General features: G+C 38.3%; 20 protein-coding genes and 2 pseudogenes. 5 read left to right on the top strand and 17 right to left on the bottom strand.

Annotation, left to right across the window (positions count from 1 at the left end; all coding sequences use genetic code 11):
* The coding region (locus BN67_RS14480; RefSeq protein WP_192813132.1) for a hypothetical protein at positions 1–219 on the top strand (219 nt) is incomplete at its 5' end.
* Positions 220–779: 560 nt separating this feature from the next.
* On the opposite strand, the gene traG is transcribed toward BN67_RS14480, so the two are convergent.
* The 13 genes from traG to BN67_RS08060 all read right to left on the bottom strand — a co-directional run bounded on the left by traG (position 780) and on the right by BN67_RS08060 (position 12,679).
* The gene (traG, locus tag BN67_RS07995; protein WP_019223601.1) at positions 780–2,699 is read right to left on the bottom strand and encodes a Ti-type conjugative transfer system protein TraG; all 1,920 of its coding nucleotides are present in this window, start codon (positions 2,697–2,699) and stop codon (positions 780–782) included.
* 178 nt (positions 2,700–2,877) lie between these two features.
* Positions 2,878–3,693: a BID domain-containing T4SS effector gene (locus BN67_RS08000; protein ID WP_019223602.1), complete on the bottom strand. Its 816-nt coding sequence runs from the start codon at positions 3,691–3,693 to the stop codon at positions 2,878–2,880.
* Between the two features lie 2 nt (positions 3,694–3,695).
* Positions 3,696–3,905 carry an antitoxin VbhA family protein gene (locus tag BN67_RS08005; RefSeq protein WP_033313281.1) on the bottom strand — a complete coding sequence of 70 codons (210 nt, stop codon included), beginning with the start codon at positions 3,903–3,905 and terminating at the stop codon, positions 3,696–3,698.
* A gap of 2 nt (positions 3,906–3,907) precedes the next feature.
* On the bottom strand, positions 3,908–5,038 hold the full coding sequence (virB11, locus tag BN67_RS08010) for a P-type DNA transfer ATPase VirB11 (RefSeq protein WP_019223604.1): 1,131 nt from the start codon (positions 5,036–5,038) through the stop codon (positions 3,908–3,910).
* Complete coding sequence (virB10, locus tag BN67_RS08015) at positions 5,035–6,198, bottom strand: type IV secretion system protein VirB10 (protein ID WP_019223605.1); 1,164 nt, start codon at positions 6,196–6,198, stop codon at positions 5,035–5,037. Before virB10 ends, virB11 begins: the two co-directional genes overlap by 4 nt.
* Positions 6,191–7,057: a P-type conjugative transfer protein VirB9 gene (gene virB9, locus BN67_RS08020; protein ID WP_019223606.1), complete on the bottom strand. Its 867-nt coding sequence runs from the start codon at positions 7,055–7,057 to the stop codon at positions 6,191–6,193. Before virB9 ends, virB10 begins: the two co-directional genes overlap by 8 nt.
* On the bottom strand, positions 7,054–7,722 hold the full coding sequence (locus tag BN67_RS08025) for a VirB8 family type IV secretion system protein (protein WP_019223607.1): 669 nt from the start codon (positions 7,720–7,722) through the stop codon (positions 7,054–7,056). The genes virB9 and BN67_RS08025 overlap by 4 nt, the downstream gene beginning before the upstream one ends.
* The gene (locus tag BN67_RS08030) at positions 7,709–8,038 is read right to left on the bottom strand and encodes a hypothetical protein (protein WP_026088229.1); all 330 of its coding nucleotides are present in this window, start codon (positions 8,036–8,038) and stop codon (positions 7,709–7,711) included. Before BN67_RS08030 ends, BN67_RS08025 begins: the two co-directional genes overlap by 14 nt.
* A 217-nt stretch (positions 8,039–8,255) precedes the next feature.
* On the bottom strand, positions 8,256–9,224 hold the full coding sequence (locus BN67_RS08040) for a TrbL/VirB6 family protein (RefSeq protein ID WP_019223610.1): 969 nt from the start codon (positions 9,222–9,224) through the stop codon (positions 8,256–8,258).
* Positions 9,211–9,639: a type IV secretion system protein gene (locus tag BN67_RS08045; protein ID WP_019223611.1), complete on the bottom strand. Its 429-nt coding sequence runs from the start codon at positions 9,637–9,639 to the stop codon at positions 9,211–9,213. Before BN67_RS08045 ends, BN67_RS08040 begins: the two co-directional genes overlap by 14 nt.
* Positions 9,636–11,990: a VirB4 family type IV secretion/conjugal transfer ATPase gene (locus BN67_RS08050; protein WP_026088230.1), complete on the bottom strand. Its 2,355-nt coding sequence runs from the start codon at positions 11,988–11,990 to the stop codon at positions 9,636–9,638. Before BN67_RS08050 ends, BN67_RS08045 begins: the two co-directional genes overlap by 4 nt.
* An 8-nt stretch (positions 11,991–11,998) precedes the next feature.
* A complete protein-coding gene (locus tag BN67_RS08055) occupies positions 11,999–12,310 on the bottom strand; it encodes a VirB3 family type IV secretion system protein (protein WP_019223613.1) in 312 nt (103 codons plus the stop codon).
* 39 nt (positions 12,311–12,349) lie between these two features.
* Positions 12,350–12,679, bottom strand: coding sequence for a TrbC/VirB2 family protein (locus BN67_RS08060; protein WP_019223614.1), 330 nt, complete (start codon positions 12,677–12,679; stop codon positions 12,350–12,352).
* Between the two features lie 355 nt (positions 12,680–13,034).
* Between BN67_RS08060 and BN67_RS08065 the strand changes: the two genes are divergently transcribed.
* Complete coding sequence (locus BN67_RS08065; RefSeq protein WP_019223615.1) at positions 13,035–13,838, top strand: hypothetical protein; 804 nt, start codon at positions 13,035–13,037, stop codon at positions 13,836–13,838.
* A 2,447-nt stretch (positions 13,839–16,285) separates the two neighbouring features.
* Here BN67_RS08065 and BN67_RS08080 read toward each other — a convergent pair.
* A complete protein-coding gene (locus BN67_RS08080) occupies positions 16,286–18,640 on the bottom strand; it encodes an autotransporter family protein (protein ID WP_019223617.1) in 2,355 nt (784 codons plus the stop codon).
* 275 nt (positions 18,641–18,915) lie between these two features.
* Positions 18,916–19,158 (bottom strand): hypothetical protein, encoded by a 243-nt coding sequence (locus BN67_RS13225; RefSeq protein ID WP_156791650.1) that lies wholly within the window; start codon positions 19,156–19,158, stop codon positions 18,916–18,918.
* Positions 19,159–19,478: 320 nt separating this feature from the next.
* Between BN67_RS13225 and BN67_RS14930 the strand changes: the two are divergent.
* Positions 19,479–19,806: pseudogene (locus BN67_RS14930) on the top strand (hypothetical protein); the annotation flags it as partial.
* A 327-nt stretch (positions 19,807–20,133) separates the two neighbouring features.
* On the opposite strand, the gene BN67_RS08100 reads toward BN67_RS14930, so the two are convergent.
* Together BN67_RS08100 and BN67_RS14255 are read right to left on the bottom strand one after the other, a co-directional pair.
* Positions 20,134–20,757, bottom strand: coding sequence for a hypothetical protein (locus BN67_RS08100; protein WP_019223621.1), 624 nt, complete (start codon positions 20,755–20,757; stop codon positions 20,134–20,136).
* A 156-nt stretch (positions 20,758–20,913) separates the two neighbouring features.
* Positions 20,914–21,554, bottom strand: a pseudogene (locus tag BN67_RS14255) (tyrosine-type recombinase/integrase); the annotation flags it as partial.
* 1,510 nt (positions 21,555–23,064) lie between these two features.
* Between BN67_RS14255 and BN67_RS08115 the strand changes: the two are divergent.
* Together BN67_RS08115 and BN67_RS08120 are read left to right on the top strand one after the other, a co-directional pair.
* Positions 23,065–23,229 carry a hypothetical protein gene (locus BN67_RS08115; protein ID WP_156791651.1) on the top strand — a complete coding sequence of 55 codons (165 nt, stop codon included), beginning with the start codon at positions 23,065–23,067 and terminating at the stop codon, positions 23,227–23,229.
* Between the two features lie 434 nt (positions 23,230–23,663).
* Positions 23,664–24,074, top strand: a complete 411-nt coding sequence (locus BN67_RS08120) for a hypothetical protein (RefSeq protein ID WP_019223626.1) — start codon at positions 23,664–23,666, stop codon at positions 24,072–24,074.
* Positions 24,075–25,347: the final 1,273 nt, after the last annotated feature.

Here is a 25,347-nt window from a genome sequence, read left to right on the forward strand (position 1 = left end):
GGTTTCCAAGGTTTCCAAGGTTTCCAAGGTTTCCAAGGTTTCCAAGGTTTCCAAGGTTTCCAAGGTTTCCAAGGTTTCCAAGGTTTCTACGCGCTGTTCTCACAAAAAGGCTGGTATCAAAAACTTTTTGATGAGGGTTTAAATCATGGTCATTGTAGGCGTGGATGGTATCGATTGTTGATTTTGTTTGCAACTCTTCATAAAGCGCGCGTGCGTTGATAAGCATGCACGTCAAAAAAACAGTTTGTTTTTTTTCTTTATTCTCTTTTGCCTTTTGGATCATTCGGACAGCCCTTTTAAACAGGATTTTAGGAATCAAAATCTTCTATGCTTTGATCTTGTATTTGTTGCGTTCGTTTTGATACTTCCTATCTATAGAGGGAGGTGTTTTAGCCTTTCTTTGCTTATGGGGCTAAGCGGTTTTCTCAGTGGCAGCTAACATTTCTTTTCTTTTAAAATAGATCACGTGTTCACATCGTAAAGGGGGACTTTTCGTATAAGAAGAATTTATTGATATCGACACATTTCTTGAAGTATTTCATGGGGTAAAATCAATTTTCATGGGCTTTTACTGATCAGAACCTTCTCTTTTTTTATCTGTGAGAAGCAATTTGGCAAAGCCGACGATATCGGAGTCACGTTTCGTCTGCTGGGCGCTCTCATCTAAAAGTCAATCAAAGACATTAAAATTTCTATTAAAATTGAATTTGGGGCGGGGCTTCGATCTTGTATTTGTTGCGCTTGTCTTGATACTGCCTATCTATAGAGAGGGTGTTGTTTTAGCCTTTCTTTGCTTGTGGGGCAAAGCGGTTTTGTTCAGCGGTAGCTAACATTTCTTTTCTTCTGAAATAGATCGCTCGGCCACATCTTAAAGGGGGGTGTCCTTGCATAAGAATAATTTGTTCATCTTGACGCATCTTTTGAATCACTTCATGGGGTAAAATTAATGCTCTTTGCTGATAATTGGTGTTTTGAGAACCTTTGGTCAAAGCTAAGCCCCTTGATCTGCTTGTGCCAGTGACTTCAACGGTCATTTGACCACAGCGTTCTGAAATGTCTTTCGCTGTTTGAAAATCTTTAATGGCAGCGTAACTTACGAATGAACAGCTTTCAAACCATGACCTTGCTCCCGATTCTCCAAAGTGATTGACCAACTGACCAGAAGATTGATAAAAGAGCATGAGCGATGTCCCATATTTGCGTCCACGATCGCGTGCTTCTTCTAAAATATTCATATAACCAAGAAGATCAACTTCATCTAAGACAAACAGAACACGTTTTTTGTAATTTCCGTCAGCTGTGACCATTGCATTTAAAAAGGCACCAATAATCACCCGGCCAATTGCTGGATAACTGTTTAAAATACTTGCGGGGAGATTAAGAAAAACATCTGTCTTTCCATCAGCGATATCCGATGAGGAAAAATCATCACCACAGACAAGATTAGCGTAATTGGATAAAGAAAGCCACTGCGTGTCTTTAGAGGCGGTGGTATAGACCCCTGAAAAAGTTTGGTCTGCCATTTCTGTGAAAATACCAACCATTTCGCGAATAAAGGGAGAAGGTGTTGTTTCTTGAATCGTACGCAATTGACTGACAACGGCTGTTTCTGATTGAGAAAGTATTCCACGCAATGTCTTTAAAGTACGCTCATGCTCTTCATATTCATCAGAAAATATGACATGTGCAAGAAGAGCCGTTAAAAGATTATGCGCTTGGGTTGAAAAATATTCTGCAGAAGAATTGTCTGACTTTTTATCTGTGAGCAGCAATTTGGCAAAGCTGACAATATTGGCTTCACGTTTTGTCCGTGGGACGCTCTCATCTAAGAGCCAATCAAGGACATTAAAATTTTTTGTTAAGATTGAATTGGGGTCAAGAACAATCACATTTCTATTGCCCATCTTTCTTCGCGCAAATCTGACCATGGGGGCGACTTCGGTAGAAGGGTCAAGGCAAACAATAGAGCCTGGATATGTTAAACATGTTGGGACCACCGTACTTGTTGTTTTATAGCCACCAGAACCGGCAAAAAAGATCATATGGGTGGAACCAAAATCAAGATTAAAGGCTAGTAAAGGTGCTTTTCCACCCTTGCCCCATGTTGTTTTATTGCCAGGGGCAAAGGGGATATTGCGCACGTTATCTTTATCAACACGGTATCTTTCGCCAATAACAATTTGACCATTGGCTGGGAAGATTTCGGCTGCATCTTTTAGCGTCATCCATGATGCGTCTCCAAAAACCGCTTTTTTGGCACGTTTGTATTGGTTTGCACGTGGATAAGTGATAATGGCTTGGACGCCTAAAAGAAAAGTGCCAATAATGACACCAAAGATAACCATTTGATCCATGAATTTTAGAGCATAGCCCCAAGAGATCCCTTGTTGACCAACATAGGGACTTAAACGTTTTATTTCACCAATAATATGGACGCAAGAGGTGAGTGCAAAAAAGAGCGCTGAGATAAATGTGATGGCTTTGCGCAGGTGCAGCTTTTGTGAAAGCGTATAAAATAAGGATACGGCAGAAACCAAAATCAACTTCAATAAGGGTTCTGAACGAAGATACCAATAAAGTTGATGCGCTTGCAGCCCATTTGTAACAAACAGTAACAAATAAGGAATGAGAATGATCGTTAAAGTTCCTAAAGCAATTGGCGCTAAAATAAGTGCCAACTGCGTCTTTGTATATTTCATTTATGTTCTCCTTCCAGTTTTATCAGAAGAGGTCATAAAATGACCTCTTCAAAATCAAGAGGATGGTATTTAACATTTTATCTCTCATAGCTAAGAGAGTGCCAAAATTGCTTTTTCCCCATGTGTCTTGCTGTTTTCTCATGTGTCCATGTGAGAATGAAAGAAAACCGATACACTTTTAACTGGCTATCGCTAGCGTTTGTGTGCGATGGGTTTTGATTGTTTGGGATTGCTGGTGTGCTGCTTTCACTTGTTGGATGGTTTGTGCCATTGTTTCTGCTTTCTGTTCTGAGATACCCATATTTTGCGCTAGTTTTGTATAATCACTGTTTTTGATTGCTTGATGATCATTAGAGGAGAGACGACCATTTATCTGTTTGGAAAGAGTACGGAGTTCTTGCTGCAATTTAGGCGATTGTGATAAGATTTCTCTTCGTTGTTCTTCTGATAAAGAAAGGAGATTTTGTAGGTCTTTGCTTGGCATTTCCACTGCTTTTCCGCGGCGGGTTTGTTCTGCTTGATGCTCTCTAGTGATTTCCTTTTTCGCGTTTTTTACAGCAGATGAATAATTCAGCACTGCCGCACAGAGCGTTTCAATGTGCTCTTCAGCTTCTGCGCGCGCTTGGCTTTTGAAGCAAATGAGATCAAAACCTGCAAGACTGGAAACAGAATGAGGTGATCTTTCAATCTTAGTGGCAAGATATGCTCCTATTTCTGGGTTTTTATTCATTAAATTCATCTCTTTGTTGAGTGTTTTTTCGCTGCCATAAACGCGTTTTGTCAATTTTTGAATTTGTTTTTTGCAGGTAGAAACACAAAGATCTGTCGACATCATTGCCGCAAGCTCTTCTTGTGTTAAAGGTGCTAGCGTTTCTTTGGGGATGAGGACTTTTGCCGATTCTTGTTGATTTTCCAAGGCGCTGTTTCTGGGAGAGGGATCATGGTGAGGGGGAACATGTTCGAGATGTCTTGTTTTTGTTTTTGCTTTTGGCATGGTTATTTCCTTAACAATAAAGTGTTGTCCATAAGAGTATTAAACTCTTCTAATGAAATTTCCCCCCTTGCATATTCTTCTAAAATTTCCAGTGTTTTGGGATGAAGTGTTATCCCTTCAATGGCATGCATATTGATGGTTGCATCGACTGCTTCACGCCGCTTTTGCAAGTCTTCTGGCGTGATGGATGAAAGATCTTCTGTTGTCATCATTTTCAATGATTTTTCCTTTCGTTTATTTTCAAGGATAGGCTGCTTTTATGCAGGCGATGTGGTTCGTCACCTCCAAAGATATTGCGCTGTTTGAATGGGTCATAATAAATTTCGGTGACCTTAAATTTTCCTTCAACCCGTTTGCATTGAACAATGATATCAATCATTGAAATCAATAGCCCCCGAATATCATCACGCTCTAAATCGCCTCCGCCTTCACTTTCTTTGACCAAAAGAGTCATTTGTTCAAAGGCCGCAAGTGCGGTTGAGGCATGAACTGTGGTAATCGATCCTGGATGTCCTGAATTGACATTGCGGATATAGTAAAAGGCTGTACCATCTCGAAGTTCTTGTAAAAGGATACGGTCAGGGCGCATGCGCAATGCAGATTCAAGCAGTTCTTTTGGACCAACAGAAGCCAAACCCTGTCCATCCTTGGAATAGATCATAGAAACATGGTTTGGTTGTGGCACAACCAGTTCTGGTGTGTCTTCAATAGTAAGAATACGTTCATTGTGAGGAATTTTGGCAATGAGTGCTTTTGAGAGCGTTGTTTTGCCAGAGCCGGTTTTGCCGGAAATCAAAATATTTTTTTGGCGCTCTACAGCCTGGTTTAAAAAAGAGACAAAGTCCTTATTGTAGTAAGAAGTTACAAGATCATGCTCAATGTTTTTGAGTTCATGTAAACGCGATTGATAATCCTTTAAGGGTGTAAATGATACCTGTTCACACAGCGAAAAGAGCTCTCTTTTGGCGAGAGATTCAAGCGAAAAACTCTGCGACGAGGGTTTGCGTATTGTCATACTGATAGTGTTTTGTTCCACTGCTGGAGGAATGACAATTTGAATACGCTCATTGCCTGGCAGGGTCGCGGATAATATTGGATTCTTGTCCGATATATTTTGCTTAGAATAAGCCGCAACAACTTTCGCAATTCCCATAAGTTCATGAAATGAGAGGGTAGGGACTTCTATGGTTTTCCACCCTTCAATCCCTTCAACCATTACTTGATAAGGGCGATTGATAACAATTTCGAAAGTACTGTCATTTTTTAGAAACGCACTGATTGGTTCAAGCTTTGTTAAAACAATGGCGACGGTTTCATCGTTCAATTTTTGTAAGTCTTGGTTCATTTCAATGTTAGGGAAGGGTTTTTATAAAAATTTCTTGAAAGAGCACGATTGACAATTTGTTTTTTGCTGTCGACAACTGTTAATTTATAAACGCTGGAAAAATCTAAATCACGGGCAACAAAAACATTCACCATTTCCCCTTGGTTTTTGGTTAATGTTGGAGGAATGTTGGCGTAATTTTCTACTAGAATATTTGCAATATTTTGTCCTGAAGAGAGGGTGTCAGTATTTGCACTCTCTTGGCCTTTTGGTAAACGACCCTTTGCATAAGTTGTTACATCTTTGACAATCGATACAAGGAGCGCAGATCCAATACGTTCAAACCAATGATTATCAATATCTCCGTCAATGCCAGAACGCCCTAGGGAGTCTGTTGCTGGGGACGCGAGTGTTATAATGATACCATTTGGTGTTTTGGCTCTCGTCCATAAAACAAAGAGACGCTTTTGCCCCTTTTTTAATCCAGAACGGTATTCGCCAACAATTTGTGTGCCTTTATCAAGCAAAACAACACGTCCATTGTCTGACAAAATATCTCTCGAAATAATACAACTGGTAAAACCTTGTTGGTCACTGCTGATTGCTGTTTCTAAGATACAGGGAATAGAAGATCCCATGGCTATGATGTAATTGCGATTTCCAAGGATTGAAGCACGAACACCTCCAAGGGTTGTGGGATTGAAAAGACGATGAAAGCGTTGCGCTGTTTCATCGGGTTTGTTTTCGGATTGGTTTGGCAAAGCAGCATTATTGTTTACGCTATTTTCTTGGTTGGGATTCGTAATTGTGTAAGCGAGGACAGGCGCACGTTGTGCTGCTTCTAAAAGTGTATCATCTGACTTTGCTTGATTTGTTGTGGGGGTTGGCAGCGCAATCTTGGGTAAGAGAGTGTTGTTTTGCTCGGTGGATTCAAGTGAGGGTGATACAGGTTTTGGCTGTGCTGGCTGGAAAAGTTCTGTCTGCCTAATGATCCCTTCTTTGGGAACTTCAACAGGTTGTTTTTTGTCTGTGACAAGCGTTGAGTATGCTAAATAAATACAAACACCGAAAAGAATAACAAGAGTAACTGCTTTGCCCACATTGCTCTGTTGTTTATTTCCATGAGCGTCTTTTATAACATCACGATCATTGATGCCTTTTTCACTTATTGCGTTATTCATAGCCGTTTCCTATGTTCACTTTACGTTGTACCGATGGTGATGTTGTCCCGGTTTCAGGGTTAATTCCTTCAGGCACGAACATTTTATTAAAGATGCACAACACGTCATTTCCGCGGCGCAAAGTAAATTGTGCTGCCGTGGCATGAACAATGACTTGGTTGCCTTTAATCGACTTTGGAACAAGGGATTCTTGCCCATCTCGCGAAACGAGGTAAATGGCAGGAATTTCACTGTTGCCCAAAAATGTAAAGGTTGTTGTTTTGCCGTTATCATAAACAGAAGTCGGTTCAATGAGAGGGGAACCTTGTGCAACATAAGCCCAATTGCGTGGTCCAAAATTTTCATGGGTGTTTAAAATGTCATTGACAAAATTCTCCTCACGCTGTGCAGCTTTTGCAGCTTCGGCTAATTTCTTACGCAAGGCTTCATCTTCTGGATAACGGAATTTTACGAGAAAATACGTCTCATTGCCTGCGGAGACTTCACCCTCACGCACTTGGAGTTCAAATTGATAAGAGCGCTTTGTTCCATCTTGACGGCTGGTGACAATTTGTAAATTGGTAATAGGCTGAACTTCCCGCGGTTTTAAAAAAAGAAAGTGCCCTGCGGGTGCAACCTGCCAAGCAACAGAATTACCAATTCCTACATAGGCGACTTCTTCATCGTTCGCAAATTCAATCTGGACTGAAGAACGAATAGAGCCAATAATTTGTGTGACATTATGTGGATCATAATCGATAAATCGAATGCGATTGTCTTTGCGGGCACTCATAGGTGTTATTTCTGCCAATGTAGGCATTGGCTGAAAGCCTATTGCAACCATGAAAGCAACAAAGAGTGTTTGTGAGAATTTGATCATTGTATCACCTCTGGGTCGGATCTATATTCCGATACTTGAAAACCAAGGGGATTGATTAATCGGTCTTCTATGGAAATACGTGCGTTAATGTAAGAGAAATTTAAGATCGAAACCCAATGGGAAATCGTTTCTTTTCCATTTAATTCCCTAACTGTTTTGTGGTAACGGACTTGAATAAGATCTTTGCTTAAAAAAGAGATGGATTTTATTGTGACCGTAGCGATCATGTTTTGGTAGATATTTTGTGGACTTTGTGGATTGTTGCCCGCATACCATCCGGCAAAACGGTTTTGTTCTGCTGGTGAGGATAAAAGTGAGACCAAACGAAAGTTATTTTGTGCCTCGGAGGCTTGAAAACCTTCACGCGCACGAACATATTGGCTAGCAAAATAGCGTGTTATTGCTTCCTCATAGTCGCTAGGAGAATCTTTGAGGGCACTGACTGTGTCAATAATGCCGGTTGAATTGTCAACGCGGATAACAAAAGGCTCGACAGTTTTTAAAGGGGTTAAGGCAATAACAGCGAAAGCTAAGGCGATTGTCATCAAGCCAAAAAGGGTTGTTAAAGCCATGGAAATTCTCATTCGTATACGCATGCCATGCATGCGGTCAATATCGAATGAACGTGCTTCTTTCACATATTCATCAAACTCATTGCTTTTCATATGCGACCTCTGCAGTTTTATGAGAAAGGTTTTCATGGTTTAGAAAATTCAACGGAGTTGTATTCAATCGCATTTCAGGTGTTGCCCTTTCACTTTCTAGTGTGTTGAGAATGAGAGGTGTTCTGGCAGGTCTGAGAGTTTTTTCTTGAAAAAGAATGCCTTTCCCCTCCCAATCCCATTTGTCTTTGTTTAAGGCGCGGGTTTGCTGCCCATCACATCGTGGTGGTTTTTTGGGACCACGAACAGAGGCACAGCCGGTAAGGATGCCGGTAAGGACGATTGTTTGGATCACAAAAAAAGTTATTTTTCGTTTCATTTTTGAACTCACAAATGTTTTGGAATGCATGAGAGCTCTTGCTTTGAATCATCTCACAAAAGCGCACGATAAAAGATTTTGATTGGGAAAGAGTTTGCTTGGTTTCATAAAACTGAAAATATCAAGTGCTTTACACAAGATGTGGATGGTACGTGCGCGAACGCGCGCACGTAATGGAGAAACAAGTGGTATAGTTTTTTTTAAGAGAGTTCTGATATTAAAATCGGCCACGACCCTTTCCTCCAGCTTTTGCAGCTTTCGCTGCACCAGATGATGCGGCACCAGAGATTTGAGAAACAGCACTTTTTGCAGCATTTCCACCTGCTCTTGCAGTATTGGCAATCATCGTGAAAACCTGTGCTCCCGAAGAGATACCAGCGTTGAAATATGGTCCACCAGTGGCAAGTGCAGAAGCAACACCAGGAAGTGCACGGAAAAGAATGGCGCCTACTATCGAGATGACGACGACAGGGGGGAAAAGATAATAGATAGAATCGTAGCTCCCTTTGAGAACAAACAGGATAATCTTGCACATAATCGTTCCCAGCATGATCACCAGAACTTGTAAAATGGTAAAATTGACTAAGGTTGAAATCCATGCATCCGTGAATTTTCTGGTGACATTGAATAAATAAAGACTAATAAAGAGGGGCCCTAGACCTATAATCATGACCAAGGCAACTTGAGCAAACATTTGGACGATAAAACCGCCAATACAAAAAACAATCACGGACATTATCATTAATGATCCAAGAAGGCCGACGATGATTTTTTCAAGGAACCATGCTTTTGCTAGGACTTCTTGATAGCGTGTGCTTGCTTGTAACAAAATATAATCAAAAACATTCGAACCAGCAGGGTTGCTATTGAGTGCATTGCCAATAGCGTTTGCCAGATCATCAAAGAAAATATCTTTCACATAGATATTAAATGTATTCGCATTCGTTGCCATTGTTGTTACAATGACAATTTTAACAACATTATTGAGAAGACTATGTGTGGAAAGGGCAACACGACCCGTCATCACATTATAGCTATACAGAAAGATGAAAATAATTGCGGCAAGATTCAGGGGTGCTGAAATCGCCGAAGACAAGCCACTCACTGTTGTATTCATGACATCATCGAGTGGTTGTAAAATATATTGAGAAGTGCTTTCAAAGGGCGCAAAACTAAAGTCTGACATTGGATTTCTCAAGCTTTTCTTTTAATTTTTCTTCAAGCTTTTTATGGCTTTGCTGTATCTCTTCCTCACGCACCTCGTCTTTTGTTTTTGTTTCTTTTTCTTTCATCATGGCAAGGGATTGAAGTTTTAAAGCATCCATTTGAAGATTTGCGAGAAAAATGGAGAGTTTTATCTGAAGTGATTGCATGTCTTCTGGTTTTGCTGTTTTAAGTTTACTTTCTATTTCTTTAATTTTTGTTTCAGTTTCCTCGATGTTTTTACGAATAGAGTCTATTGTTTCTGCTTTTTGGGCATCTAATTTCTGTGCGTCTTCTATGATTTTCTGATAATATTCTTCTGCGCTGGGCATTTCTTGTGCCATTGCATGAGAGATGAAAGATAGAGATAAGAGGGTGATCAAGCCATGCTTTTTCATTGATTTTCTCTCCTTTGATGGAAAATGGGCAGCCACTGATCGGGGTCTGCTCCATATTCGCTGATAATTCGGTTGACGAGTTCAATATTTTTGGTTGTACCGCTTAAGACAGCAATCTCATCGTTCATTCCGCGCAAATTGAGTTCTGCAACGACAGAATTTTGTCCTTGTTTGATGAGAAAACGACGAGATTCTCTGCTCAATTCTGACTGGATCAGTTCAAACTCACGTTCAGTCAGTTTAAAATTTTCGACATAATCGTTGTAATTTGCTTTTTGATTTGGAAAAAATATTTGTGTTGGACATTGCTCAATAATTGTATGTGCGATTGTTGAGTTTAATGCATCTTTGGGGCTTTGTGTTGCAAAGAGCATCATGCCATTTTGTTTACGGATCGTTTTGAGACGATCTTGCGCAAAAGCTTTGAAAGAATCATCTTCAAGTGCTTTCCAAAACTCATCAATGATAATAATAATACGTCGTCCATCAATCAGATCGAGAATACGGTTAAACAGATACATCATTAAGGGGCGTCGAATTTCTTCATTGTCTAAGAAATCGGTCATGTCATAACCAATGAATTGTGCATCGAGATTAAGATCATCTTGATCATTATCAAACACCCAGCCCAAGGCATTGCCTTTGATCCAGCGTTGTAACCTTATGGCAATTCCTTCTTTTGATGTGTTATCAAAAAACAGTTGGAGGGCACCAAGAGAGCGTTGTGCATGGGGCAAGCTTTCTAAGGAGTCAATAGCTCTTGCGATATCTTGCCGTTCTTGTTCTGTCACAATTTCCCCTTCAGTTGTGACCAGTTTTAAAACCCAATTACGAAGGAAAATCTTGTTTTTTTCTGTATATTCCATGCCCTTTAATGGCGCAATACCAGTGGGTTGCCCATTTTTTAAAGGTTTATATTTTCCACCTCCAGCGCGCACAAAAATTTCTGCACCTTGATCTTTGTCGAAAAAAACCATTGTAGGGTCGTATTTTTGTGATTGGGCGAGAAGAAAATTCACGATGACTGTTTTACCAGATCCCGATGGACCACAAATAAAAGTGTTTCCAAGATCACCATAATGAAAATTAAAATAATAAGGCGAGCCTGCTTGTGTTTTCAGCAATGCTACGGCTTCTCCCCAAATATTGCCGTTCAATTGACCAATGGGAAAAGAGTGGAAAGGCGATAAAGCTGCAAAATTTCTGCTGGTAATAGCTCCAGAACGTGCACGATAGCTAAAATTTCCAGGAAGTTGTGCCCACCATGAAGCTTCTAATCCTAAATCTTCTCTGGCAATAACGGCGCCACCATTGGTTAAATGCGAACGTGCTTTTGAAAGATTTTCAGCCAATTCTTTTGGGTGAATAGCAAAAACAGCTAAAGAGAGATGATGTTCACCCAAAACAAAACGATTTGACTCTAAATCATCAAGGGCTTCATCAAGCGCCTCAATTTGTGAGCTCGCGCGATCTGCTGCATTAATCATTTGGTTTTGTTTGCGTCCCATAATGACACTTGCCGCTGCTTTGCTTTTAAAAACAAAGGATTGCGTTAAGATAAATTCAAACGGTGCTGTGAGCAACTCATCCGTCATCCCTGGGCGGGTTTTAGAAGGATATTCTTTCCATCCAAACATGCCAACAAAGCGTTCATTGCTTTCATGACGAATTTCAATTATTTCTTTGCCAAAAATGATGCGATCTGAGTAAATCGTGGAAGCAATGGTGCCAAATGTGAGAGGAATGCGTTCACGCCTTCCTCCTACGAGTTGGTGAAGGAACTCACTTTGTTCAGAAAATAATATGCCGTCATGTTCATAAATTGAGAGGAGACGCGGGTCATAGCTCTCTAAACCTTGTATAAAATCTTCGCTTAACTCTTCAATTTTACGAATGGCTTCGCTATCTGGTTCCGATTGTGTTTTCTTGGCTTTTGTTAAACGTTGAAAGAATGCAGCGATCTGTTCCGTTTTATCGGCTGCTGGATTCCACAAAAGGGAAACAAACAGATCATTTCTATACAGCTCTTGCGAAACCATTTTCTTTTTGTATTTTTCATCGAGCTTTGCGGCAAAAGATGAAGAAAATTGACTCTCTGGATAAATTGTTTCGCGCCGGCGAATGATATGCGAATAGAGAGCAACACGCTCATCTGCGATATTTTTCAAGAGAGTATTTAATTGGTTGTGTAAGGAATTTAATTGATCAATATCTGCAGTGTCAAAATTGATCCCTCCCACAGCGATTACTGTCATGAGGCAACGCGAACTCAGTGCAATGACATGCTCATTGATATGGCGTATGTAGGGAATATAATCTTCAGGCAAAGATTCCCGTTTCATCACTGACAGATTCTTCTTCACGAGATCAGTTCCTTATAATTACGAACAAGGCGCAGTGGGGAAGTGGAGCCTCCTCCCCATCGTTGCAGATTTCTTTGTTTTCCTCGGGTATTGAGCCAAGCAAATAAGACACGAAATTGGTTGTGGTCATGTTTTGTTACTTCACGCAAAACAAAGTGCATTCCAACTCCAAGTCCGATCATTGTGAAATCATTTGTCAAAATGAACAGAATAGACGTTACCATGATATTGAGCGCCATCGCTTCCACTGTGACACCGGCAAACATTGCTGGCCTTGTACATGCAAGAAAAAGAGTATCTTCATTCATTTATTATCTCTCTTCATTTCCCTATTATGATGTGCCCATTTAAGTGCTTGTGCCCATTAATTTACTAACGAGAGTGGGTGCACCAAAAACAATAGCAATGCCTAAAATACAGTAAGCGGCTTTTCGTAAATCAATAAAGCCGTACATCCAGCCAATGCCCACGAAAACAACACATATGATAGCAATGAGCCTTGCTGTTCCCCCCGTCAACATCGCCACAATATTCCCCAAAACGCTATCAATATTTCCTAAACCACTCGCCGTACCATTAGCCGCAGGAGCGGCATAAGAGGGATTGAACACAACAACGGCTGTTAAGAGCAACATAATAATGATAAAAATGATGTTTTTGGATAGACTGTTTGTCATTGTACCTCTCTTTAAAGTTATGTTGACATCTTCTTGTCCTTAACTGCTGGAATACTTTTTTCTTCACTCATTAGCTCAGATCACCCCTCGGTTTTGTTTTATAAAATTTTGATAGTGGTTTGTGCTCACTCTCAAAATCCTCTTCTTAAGAGACAGAAGATTTCATATTTTGATTGTGTTACATGAAAATGGCAATTTTAAGTTGTATTAAACTCTTTAAAGGTGGTTATTTCATCACCTTAAGAAACAATGCTTTTCTTTATAGAATAGAGTTCTTGCTCAACACAGCTTGTAGAGCGCTTTCTCTTTAAGAGTAGGGAGATTGTTGACAAAAATATGAAAGGACAGAGAAAAAATGAATGTTTTAAGGGAATGTTTTAAGCGCATGCGCTTTAAATTCATCATTATTCTTTACATTATAGGTTCTTTTTTGTGGGGAATAAGCCAATATAAAGATAAAATGGATTTGAGTATTTTCAAAACATTTACAATGCGAGAGTTTCAAGATCTCGTTGAAAGGCCTTTGGAAGAAAAAAAATCAATAGAATCCTCACAAAAAGTCCCAACGGAATTTTCAGCAGAGTCTTCAATGGGCTCTTTAAGAGATTCCATAGTTAAACAACAATTCGCAAAAAACGAGCCTGCTTTGAATGTGCAAAAGAGTGTTTCATTGAACAGTGCAGTTGTTTTTCATGGCACGGCATCTGTTACCAGTGGTGTTACCTTTAAATTGTTGATACCTGTTGCCCAATCTTGGCGTACACATACGACGCGTCATGTTCATTTATATGGTGTGGATACTTGTGCACCGCGTCAAAAAGCAAAATTAAACAATCAAGAATGGCCTTGTGGTGCGGTTACAACGGCTTGGCTTGTTACCAAAACACTTGGGCAGAATTTATCCTGCAAGCAGGCTCTTATACATAATGGTATTTCTTATGCGCAATGTTTTATTGATGGGGTTGATGTCGCTGAAGTTGGTCTTGCAGAGGGTATGCTGGTGCTTGCAAAAGAGAGCAAAAATCCTATTCCAGAACAGTATCGCAGTGCTGAAAATATAGCACGTCATAACAAGATTGGTCTTTGGTCAAGCCATTTTACCGAACCTTTGAAATGGCGACAGGATAACGGATCTTATAACCCCTTTGCCAGTTTTTGATCCGTTTTCATAAACATCTTTGCTCAACGTTTTTAGAGAAGAAATGTACACATAAAATTGAAATAAACTACGCGGGTTTTTATTACTGTTTTTCTAAAGGTCGCTTGGTTGTGCATGTCTTTATAGATATGTTGTCGAAACAGTCTTTCTCTTTACGCCTTGGTTTTATGAGAGAAGGGGGAAGAATTGAGGTAGCAATCTTTTTCACTGCTAATAATTAGAAAGTGATGTATACTTTTTTCCCCATGCTCATGGAAAAGCGTATTTTTTCTTTTTTATAAAAAGTAGATGATGATTTAAAAGTGGTGATAGGATTCTTTTTAAGAAAAAGGAGAGGGGCTCAAAAGTATTCACAGTAATGTCTTTGAGATCATGAAGATTACACATTGTTTCGCGCTTTTGTTTCTCACGTTTTTTCATGGGGGCACGGCTTTCCCGCAACAATAGAACGCGACCGTGTTGCCTGTTCACGGGTTTGTTTTAAAGAGATCTTTCTTGGAACTGCTAAGTCCATGTCGCGGTCGGTGTTTTAGTGAATTGTATAACGATAAAGCCATTGCACACCATCATCGTTTAGAAAGGTGCCAGCTGGCATCGGTCATTATATTTACCAGCTCATGGTAGATTTATGCGCTTATGAGATTGTGACAGCCCTTGTATGAAGACAGTTCGTGAGAGATATTTTTCCTTTTTTCTTTTATCATTTTTATCCTCATGCCAACTCCACTGATAGTGTAAAGCCAAGTAAACAAAATTGCTTCAACATAAAGAGGTTTGAAATGAGAGAATTTTATGGGTATTCGGGCTTGTGATTCAAGGTGAGAAACGACAAATAACCCTTATGAATTAAGGCGTTGTATAGAGAAGAAATTTATATATAAATTTGAAACAACTCTGCGGATTTTATCACTGTTTTTTCTAGAGATCGTTTGGTTGTGCATGTCTTTAGAGATGTGTTTTCAAGATAGTCTCTCTCTCTTACATCTTTGTTTTATGAGAGAAGGGGTAACAATTGGAAAGGTCATGTTTTTTACTGCTTATGATTGAAGGTGATGTATACTTTTTCCCCCATGCTCATGGAAAAGCGTGTTTTTTCTTTTTTATAAAAAGTAGATGATGATTAAAAAGTGATGATAGGATTCTTTTTAAGAAAAAGGAGAGGGTTCCAAAATGCGACAGAAATGAAATTGCTGTCGTAAAATTGATCAAAAAATCAACAAGAAAAATAAATTAAGGAACGAAAAAATACAGATGCATTTTTTCCAATGACTTCATGATCAATCAATAAAAATATTCTTATGGCAGCTGTTCTTTCTTATAGGACTTTCAAAATTAGAGTAGACACAAATCTATTGACAACTTTCAATAAAGATAAGGAATACATAAAGATAAGAAACATATGTGTGTTTCATGATCATCAATTTCATAACTTTGGTTGTCCATTGTTTTTAAAAGTGAAGAGAGGGAAAGTTTAAGAGACTTTCTGTTTTTCAAGGAGCCTTCTTGGTTCTATATTTTTATGACGCTCATAAAGAAAACTCCTTTTATACCATTTAAGAGTGTTTATGGACTTTTATGAAAATACACATGGGGGATGATCAGCATATAACTCTTCCCTTTTTATGTGTTATATGTGATTGTTTTTCGCTGTTTTCTTTTGTTGGAAACGACGTATGTTATGGCATTGTTTGTCTATTTTGTTTTCTTATATGAACAAATTGATCTCATTATTCTCTTTTTGAGCCACTCATATGGTTATGGCTTTTGTATTGAGTGGGTATCACAGGCATTTTTCTCAATTCGTGTTGTTACCATGCCTACTTTTTACTGATGGTGTGCAAGAGAGTGTATTAAATTGATAGATCATAAAGCGCATTTGAAAGAAGAGAGCTTTACGAAAGCTTTTCATTCAACATGCAAAACGCTGCTCTATTTTTACAAACCCATATATTTTTTTACCTATGATAAGATTTCTCTCTAGAATAGAGCGGAATAATTTATTGGTTTCTATTGATCAGAATTTGCCAAAAATTTGTTGAGATTAGTTTTCATCTAATCTCAATGGTTGTGAATGGTTATGTAAAAGATACTGAATGGAAATATTCCCACTTGTTCTTTCAGTAGGGTTGTTTGGCTTGTCATCAAACTCTTTAAGAAAAAGAAAGGAACGAAAGCTTTGCCTCATTGATAGCAATTCTCTACGATGAGAAGGATCGTTTGTATACGCTCAAACTTAATGAAAACATACAAAGCACCCTCTCTATTATCATAAAAATTTTTCATGTATAAAGATATTTCAGGAATATTTTTATGCTCAAAATGGGATCATTTTTTGAGGGATTACGCTTTAATTTTTATAAATCACATTTTTTATAAGGTACAAAATACAAACAGCGCCGTTTATCTTTCAGCGCTGCTTATGTTTCAAAAAGAGAAATCAATGATTTCTAAAAACGGTAGCGTACTCCACCAGAGAAACTGACTCCGGATATGCCTGCTTCTTGCAGTTTATGTTGATAATTCACATCACCATGAAATGCGACGTTTTGGGAAAGGTGTGCATGAACACCAAGACCGCCTTCAATCGTAGATCCCATAGAATCAAGATAGAAAGTATCACCAATTTTTATCGTTCTATCGCTCTCAAAAGTTTTCGTAAAGTTCAGTTTACTATAGAGAGAAATAGCACAACCATCTTCAGCAGGAAGTATCGTTTGCGTTAAACGCCCACCAATACGCGCCAACCATTGATGAGGATCACCTATATTGACATCAAACCCGTCAATATCTGATAGAGATCCAAATGAGAGACGTTGATAAACAAGCTGTGCTTGTGGTTCAAAGACCAAGCCTTTTGTACCGGTTGCTAACTTCTGTCCAACAGTCGCTGATGCACTCAATGCTTTCGTCTTATCCAGTTCTGTAGTTTTTGCTACAAAGGCTGTGGCAATGTGCCCCTTGAAAGTTCCGTAAGAGAGGAATGCATTGAAATACATACCATTATTATGCTGGAGGTTACCATATGCAGAAATGGACCATTTATCCAATGTACTCTTTTTAGAGCCATCTATATCCTTTGGGGTGAATGCCAACTTTCCGTATGCACCCAAAAGACCAAAACGCGTTGTCATATTTTGATCTTCTAGTGCGGCAAACGCAAAACCTGTTTGCAATGCCGTATAGCGAACATCAGCACCATAGCCATATTGTAAAGGATTACGACGGGAAGATAATGCTACACTATTGCCATAAGAAGAGAAAAAGATACCTTTCTTTGCTTCCATTTCTGTTGCTTGCGTGTTGTCTAACAGCGCATTTTGATTGTTTACATCAGCAATACCTGCGGAAAACAATGCATTCGGCATTACTAAATAGCTTGCCACTTGTGGCACAACAGCCTTGATTTTCGCTTCACTATCAAGAGTAGCACTCTGCAAACGGAAGTCCCAGAAATCTTTACCTTCTTCTAAGAAGCGTTGTCCTCTATTGGTTTTTCCATGGCTTGATGTTGGTCCATAACCATTCAGTATATATTTGTAAGGCAATCTACCCATTGTGGTGTAGCCATTTGCAAGCTTGAAGGAATCTTCATTTGCATTTCCAGAAACTTGAACGAGTGAAAGCCCACGCATATTCGCAGGAATCTGCTCTTCTACCGCTTCTTCATTTCCTCTTGTTTGTTCTTTTGGGAGAAGACTCTTGAAATGGATTGTTGTCGTTCCGGATACATCACCATAAATGAGAAGACGGTCTGCTTTTTGTTGTTCTTTTGGTGCACCATCACTCCATTCGGCATTCAAATAAATTTTTGCATCACCCGTGGCATTGTAAACAGCTGAAGTACGCTGTGTTGTTGCCCTAGGTGTTTCATGGGGCGCTTTAAGATTATTAAAAATCGGATATTCACCGAACTGTGGTGTCTCAACAGTTTCTCCTCTCCCTACACTGAGAGTTTGATATTGTCCATTTTCCGGGGCATCAAATATGATGGCGCTACTATCGAGGTTCAATATCGAAATAAAGGAACGCGCTCGTTTCTTAATGTCAAGAAGATCATAGCCAAATAGGTCAAAAGGATTACGATCATCTGGTTCATGTTCACTAATTTTTAAGAGCCATTTGCTGTCATTCTTCAAAGTAAAAATCGTTGTATTGTCCTGTAATGTTTTTGCTCTTCCTTCCAAAAATGAATGATCAGCAGTTAATGTAAGAGTTACAGGCTTAGTTCCCAGCATGTGTTTATTTTGCAATAACACATCAGAACGGATTTCTGAATTTTTAAGCTTTACTGTACCACTTGAAAGAGGTCCTAAAATACCAATACCATCTTTTACATGAAGTTTTGTATTGGTAAGAATTGCTTCATTGAAAGTGACGTTTGTTGTGTCTTGCATCCAAGTAAAGCTGATACCATAACTACTATGATTCCCCGTAACATTCACAATGGAATCTTCAAGATTGATTAAACCATATCCAATTTGCAAACCTGTTACCAGTGCTTTAGCATCAATCTCTCTAGCGTTAATACGTCCACCTTTTGTTGCACTAAGCAAAATCATGTCTGAAGTCATTTTTGCTTTTGTAATTGTGGCTATAGAATCTTTTCCAACAGCATTTACATTATTAAGTTTGCTGTGAGCAATAATATTACTAAAAGTTTCCTGCTTTCCTTCTTTTACCTCAATCTTAGAAATTTCCTGAAGGGGTGCATTTGCATAAGCTAAATTGACATGAGAGGAAATCAAAGTTCCAGCAATTGTGCATAATAAAAAGTTTCTCTTATAAATAGATTTTTTATACATAGATATGCCTTTGGTATTGGTATGCTTTTAATGCCTACCTATTCATTTGAGGGAATAAGTATCACGATGATTTTATATCATTATGTCTTTATTGTAAAGAACAAAACAAATTTTAATGTGGTGCTTTCTATGGTTTGAAAATTGGTGTCAGAAAGTTGTTTGAAATAATGATGCAAGTCAGTGAGCATTACTATAGAAAAACGCGCTTGGTAAATCTGTATTTAAAAAACACTCTGAAACAGGATGTTTTGAAAAAAATGATTGACAAAAGCTTGTTATCGTGGGAGCTCCAAGCTCCAAGCTCCAAGCTCCAAGCTCCAAGCTCCAAGCTCCAAGCTCCAAGCTCCAAGCTCCAAGCTCCAAGCTCCAAGCTCCAAGCTCCAAGCTCCAAGCTCCAAGCTCCAAGCTCCAAGCTCCAAGCTCCAAGCTCCAAGCTCCAAGCTCCAAGCTCCAAGCTCCAAGCTCCAAGCTCCAAGCTCCAAGCTCCAAGCTCCAAGCTCCAAGCTCCAAGCTTTCATTTTCTACATGCACAAAAGTTTTCAGAAGACTTTATTTCTGTTAAGAATAGGGCGGGATGCAATAGATTGATTTATAACGATAAATCGTCATTATGCACCTTGAATCACACCCCCGAATATTGTTAAGATTCTCTCATCTCAAATCACTTCATATTGAATCAATTTTGTTTACTTTGCTTGTATGTCGTAAGCGGGGTTGGCGTGAGAGGTAAAGCCAGAGAAGAAAAGAGGAAAGTGTTTTTCATAAACTGCTTTCATGCAAGGGCTGTCACAATCTCATAAGCGCGTAAATAGACTCTGAGTTGGTAAAGAGAATGATGATGTTAGCTTTTTATCGGCGTGAAGATAGTGCTACGCAATGGCTTTATCAGTATACAGGATTTATTGGTATACAATTCATCTATATCGCTGCGAAATGGGTTTAGAAAGCTAAGAAATGTCTCTTTAAAACAAGCCCATGAACAGGCAACATGGTGGTGTTGTGTTTTGCGGGGAGGCTGTGCCCCTATTAAAGAACGTGAAAAATAAAAGCGTGAGGCAATGTGTAACCTTTATGACCTCAAAGACATTACCTTAGAGGCTTTTGAACGTCGTAAAGCCGAATTAAAAGAAGATGGTAAGGCTGAACATTGGTTTTCAACTTTACAAGACAATATTTTTTCATAGAAATACAATAAAATCAATAGCTTGTATGAGATTGTTTTATACGAATCCACACTTTTATATGTGATTCAATTGACCCTTTTTTATCAACAGTTGCCATTTATGAACGAAGCGTGAAAAGCAAATTATGATATAAATCTTATAACGCATGTGAGCATTCAGAAGCGCAAGACTTTTATAGATAGCACAATCTTTATGCTGCGATACAGTCTATTGTCATAGAAGATAAACCATTGCCATATCTTGTGAGTACATTGCAGGCTGCTCTTAATGCCCTTCAGAAACATTTTGATTGTTAAATGACAATCTCTATCACGGTTTCATTATATTGAAAATTGTTGGTAAGTCTCTGCAAAACCGAGCGACTTGTGCAGTGTTTTCATAATCACCGGTGTTCACGTCAGCTACTACAACAACCATTTGTGTTTCTGGGTTAATACTATGGTTCTCCGAAGTCTTAAGCAATTTTTTCGCATAATAAATCATTGGATCTTTGTCGTTCTTTGACATGTTGTATGCCCACATAAAATCTCTTTCACTCCAATTATGGTCATAGCGTAAACGACTTATTACATTGGGTAGCATTGCCCATGACATTTCCTCATTATATTCACCCCGTAATAAATTCACAAAGCGTCCGCATAAAACAACGAATACGTGACGATGCAATACAGTATCAAATTTGGAAGGCATATTATGATGTCCACGGCTATATACAAATTGTTGTGCTTGGCTTAGCTTTTGAAAATGCATAGAGCTAATATACATTTCACTCACGTATTGGTTGTAAAGTTGATTATACTTTTCTAGAGTATCTACACTTGTAAACATACGCGTCAATTTATCTATAAATTCAAATGACGCTGATGCAGGTAACACTGATGTGGAAAAAAAGGCTATAAATGTTATGATGCGCGTTATGGATAATGATTTCATCGCTTTGAATCCTTTAGGTGTTCATAAACGCTGCTTAACAGATTCCTTTTGAATATATCAATATGTGTTATTTTATTGTTGAAAAATTGTTACAAATTGTATTTAATGGCATTGCTGTGCTTAGGCGTATTGCGTTTAATTGGGGGGAGTGCAGTTAAAAGCAGGCACATTTTTCCAATTCATAGCTGGAAAATTTTGCGTTTTATGGTGTTGTTTCCCTAAAAGAGCGCGTGCTTTGGCTGTGACTTGTAAATCAACATCCAATCCCAATGCAGCAGTATGTTTGAGATAAAGATTAAGACGAACGAGTGCATGTTTTGCTATTACAGCTTTTGTATGCTATATGGGGGCAAGTGTATCGCGTATATCTGCTTATGTAATCTCTGAAATAGGTAGACAGCCTCATTTGGGGAGTACATGAAGTTGTAAAGATGAAAACCAATCGCCATCCTTACCATCATCCTTTAATTCAGCTTTACGGCTTTCAAAAGTATCTAAAGCAATGTCTTTAAGATAATGAAAATTACGCATTGCTTCACGTTTTTGTTTATTGCGTTCTTTAATGGGGGCACGACCCTCATGTAAAACAGAACGCCACCGCGTTGCATGTTCATGGGCTTGTTTTAAAGAGACTTCTCTTAGAGCCCCTAAGCCCATTTCACGACGGCGCCCGTGAATTGTATAACGATAAATCCATTGAGCGCCCCCATTTTTACGCTTATGAAGGGTCAAGCCGGTGTCATCATACTATTTAATGTTGCGACAACTCTTGCATTAAGACGGTTCATAAGAGCTATTTTTAGTCCTTTATCTTATACAAATTTTATCCACACACTCATCTCACTTGTGAGGTGCAAGTGAGTAGTTTTGATTGATTCAAGATACGCAGGTTTGAAATAAGAGAATCTTACGTTATTCGGGCCTCTCATTCAATATGAATAACGATAGATTATCTATATAAATCAATGTTTTGCCTGTACAAGGTCGCGTACTCCCTAAATCAGGCTATCTTCCCATTTCATAAAGTGTCTTCACCTTCAAGGAAGGAAATAAATAAAAGCATAAACGCGTGCATAATCTTTATCTTCAAAAGATATTCTTTAATATGCTTCTAAAATGGATGACAGAAACGACCAAGAGATGAAATGAACCTAGAAAAACAATCGGTTATAGATTGGTGATGTTGGAATAAAAATTTCCCTCCTTTAGAGCAAGAAGAAAAGCAATCTCAAACGATACTGTGACTCAAAAGAGAAGAAGATATGAAGTCTGATTGTGAAAAAGACATACAAAAAACTGCTTAACAGGAGAGTACTTGAGAACACGCTTTCACGTTACTACGCAACGCACCAGCTGTCTTAAAACCCTTCTTTGAGTTTATAAGAATGTAGAATATCCCTGTTAAGTATATCACGAAATTCCTGTAAGTACGTCATGAAAGAAGCAAAAGACGCACTGAATGTCTTCCTATGACAAGAGCAAGGACGACAAAAGCATTATGCTAACAATGAATGTTGAATAAAGCACTGTAGCTTTTATAATATCAGCCATAAGAACTTCCTCCTGTTCTTTGTGGTATCAATTTTATGAATAACATATATATTACAGTTCGTAATATATATGTCAGTACAGTATATTCAGCAAGCTAGAAACTTTTCTTTTTTCCATAAAAACTTTCGTTCTATTAACGCTAAAGCGTTAAAAGAGGGATTTATGTGTGTTGGCTTTATTTTTATGTAGAGCTGTTGTGTGTAAAGAATTTTTTTATATAAATCTTCTGATTGATTTTGTAGCATAACCAAATGAACCAAAGCTTTTCTATGAAAAACACGCATAGCTGAGTATTGCTAATATCTGATTATTAAAAAATAATTTCATCCTGAATATGAGCAAGCGAGCTCATAGCGTAAAGCTCTATTTTGCAGAAGAAATTGTTATTTCTATAGCTTTTCTTTTACCTATAAAGTACATCTAGAGTAAGGGTACAGTAAGCTATACGTTATTGAAGGAAATGGTTTGCAAGAAGACAGTTTTTTGTAAAGACAATGGGTGGCAATGCAGTGAAGACCAGATTTCAAGAGTTTATACCATAAGAAGATGACAAAATTGTATGTTGTTTTAGGAACTCTTGAAAGAAAGTAAAGAATCTTATATAGTCGTCAGTTGCAAAGAAAAGCTAATGATAATGAAAAAAGGAGTTTTATGGCTGTGTAGCTATTTAAAGATATCTTCTTTGATATTGCTGTATATTGATCTGTTCAAAAGGATGTTTTTTGCGTTTTGCGTGAAATGCCGTATGTGTGTGGAGTGAAACAGAGAGAAGGGCAGGTTTTATGTGAATGTAGGCTTGGTAATCTTCTAGGGGGGCTTTTAGAGATACACAAAGTAGACATCATTGGATATGCAGAAATAACAAGGATAGAGAGCAAAGTGCTGAAATCTTTAGAGCGTTTGGACCTTTATGTGTCGTAAATTTTTTGTGTCGTGAATTTTATTGACATATTTGGCGTGCGCGGATGTTAATACATCATCGTTTTTCGCCAAAGGGAGGCAGGATAGATTTGGAGTTTCCCAATATCTGTCTTGTATGAGTGAAAGTCCGCCTCATGTAAATGAAAGTCCTCATGTGATTTAGAGATTTGTGCAAAAGTGCATGGCATTTTGGTGGATCGATATCGCGTCAATAGGTAGCTAGAGAGCAAGACCAATCATGGTTTAAGAGCCAATATTTCATATAACGTACTGAAAACCGAAAAGATAGACTCTTTGAAGGATTGTTGTGCTGTTGTTGGGGTATTATGCGCACAATGAATTCAATTTAAGTGTATCAGTGTTGAAGAGGAGCTGTTCAATCTCCCTTATTTGAGAGCAAGGTTGAACAATATACTGTTGAAGGGGAAATAGAAATGTCTGTAGTGCAATACGGTGATGACAGTTTGGCATTAAAAGCAAAAGCCTTAGATAATAATCTTATTGATCGCGATTGGGCAATGACAAAACTTGTAGCTGCGGTTAAAGGCTTGGCACAAGTTGTCGATTATGAAAGCAATATGCTAGAGAATAGCGCTCTTCCAGATTATGAAGAGATAAATTTATGTAAAATACGTGGTTTACGCGATCTTAACAAATCTATGAGTGATATAAGACGCTACATGAATGAAGATCTTGAAAATGAAATTGAAAACTTGTTATCAGGTTTACAGGGAAAGTTACATCGTAATAGTGAATTGCTTCAAAAACATTTGAATGTAGTGAATGATCTTTCACAAGCTATACACGTCACGGCTCGTGCGAAAGAAGCAGAAGGGGAGCGGTAATTTAATTTCAGTCAATATTGAGCATTTTAAATCATTAAAATCATTGATGGGGCATATGGATTTATCTAGTGATTATGCATATTGAGGTGTTTTATCATTTAGCATCATAGTTTTTAGCATTTTAAGACGCGCACTAAAAAGAATTGCTCTTCAAATTATTAAGAGAGAATGATTTTGAATAACAAACCGGCACCATCATTCTCTTTACCAATTTTCGGTACATTTATGTGCTCAATATTTACGCACTCATGAGATTTGCTATAGTCTTTGCATGAGAGCCGTTCATGAGAGGCATTTTTCCTCCTTTACTTCTATTATTTTTATCTACATGCCAATCTCGCTGATAGTGTCCAGACATGTGAACAAAGTTGATTCAATATGAAGTGATTTGAGATGAGAGAATCTTATGGGTATTCGGGGGTGTGATTCAAGGTAGATAATGATGATTTATCATTATAAATCAATGTGTTGAATGATATATAAAACGCTATCGTGTTTTCATATGTTTTGTTGTTTAATGCATTGCAGTTTTTACAAGAGATCTTTAATTATTGCTTAAAAAGACCATTTCGTCACAATATTGCGGAAGAGAGTATGTGAAATCTATGCGGCATACGATCTTTAGTTTTTGCTTTTTTCATACGCTGCATCCCTCGTTTTATTTGCTCACTCTTCGTATACTTAATTCTCGTCTCATATGTTTTATTACCTCCGATGTTGCGATAGTTCTTGCATCAAAGTGATTTATGCGGTTTGCTTTTAACCCTTGTTCAGTGTTTTTTTAGTGATTTTTATCTCCACAGAGTTTTCATTTGTGATGTGTCATGGGTTTTATTGGTTTATGATGCAGAAGATTTAAAATAAAATGAGAAAATCCTCCTATGATTATTCGTGAATTTTAAAAACTCTTTTACTGTAAGAAAGATTTCTCTCATATTTGTTAGAAAGGATCATCTCTTATTGCAACATCTTTATTCAATCCGTCTGAAGGGTGCTTTTCATCTTTTTGCTGGATAAAAGATCTCATTTTATGAACAACATTGTGTACGACGGATATTTAAGAAACAAGAGCGGGGGCACGGGGAGTTTTGCTCACTATTCCCACGTTTCTTTATCATTATGTACTTTATTCGCTGTTTTTGAAAGAGAAATGTTATTCTAAATAAAAATCTGCTTATGTGCAGTGTCTCTCCATTTTATATTGGTGGTATAAATCGTGGAAATTGCAGTTTTCGTTATTGTAGAATAATAAGTTCCTCATATAAAGCATTTT

It is taken from the genome of Bartonella rattaustraliani AUST/NH4, assembly GCF_000312565.1.
In the GTDB taxonomy this organism is placed as follows: domain Bacteria; phylum Pseudomonadota; class Alphaproteobacteria; order Rhizobiales; family Rhizobiaceae; genus Bartonella; species Bartonella rattaustraliani.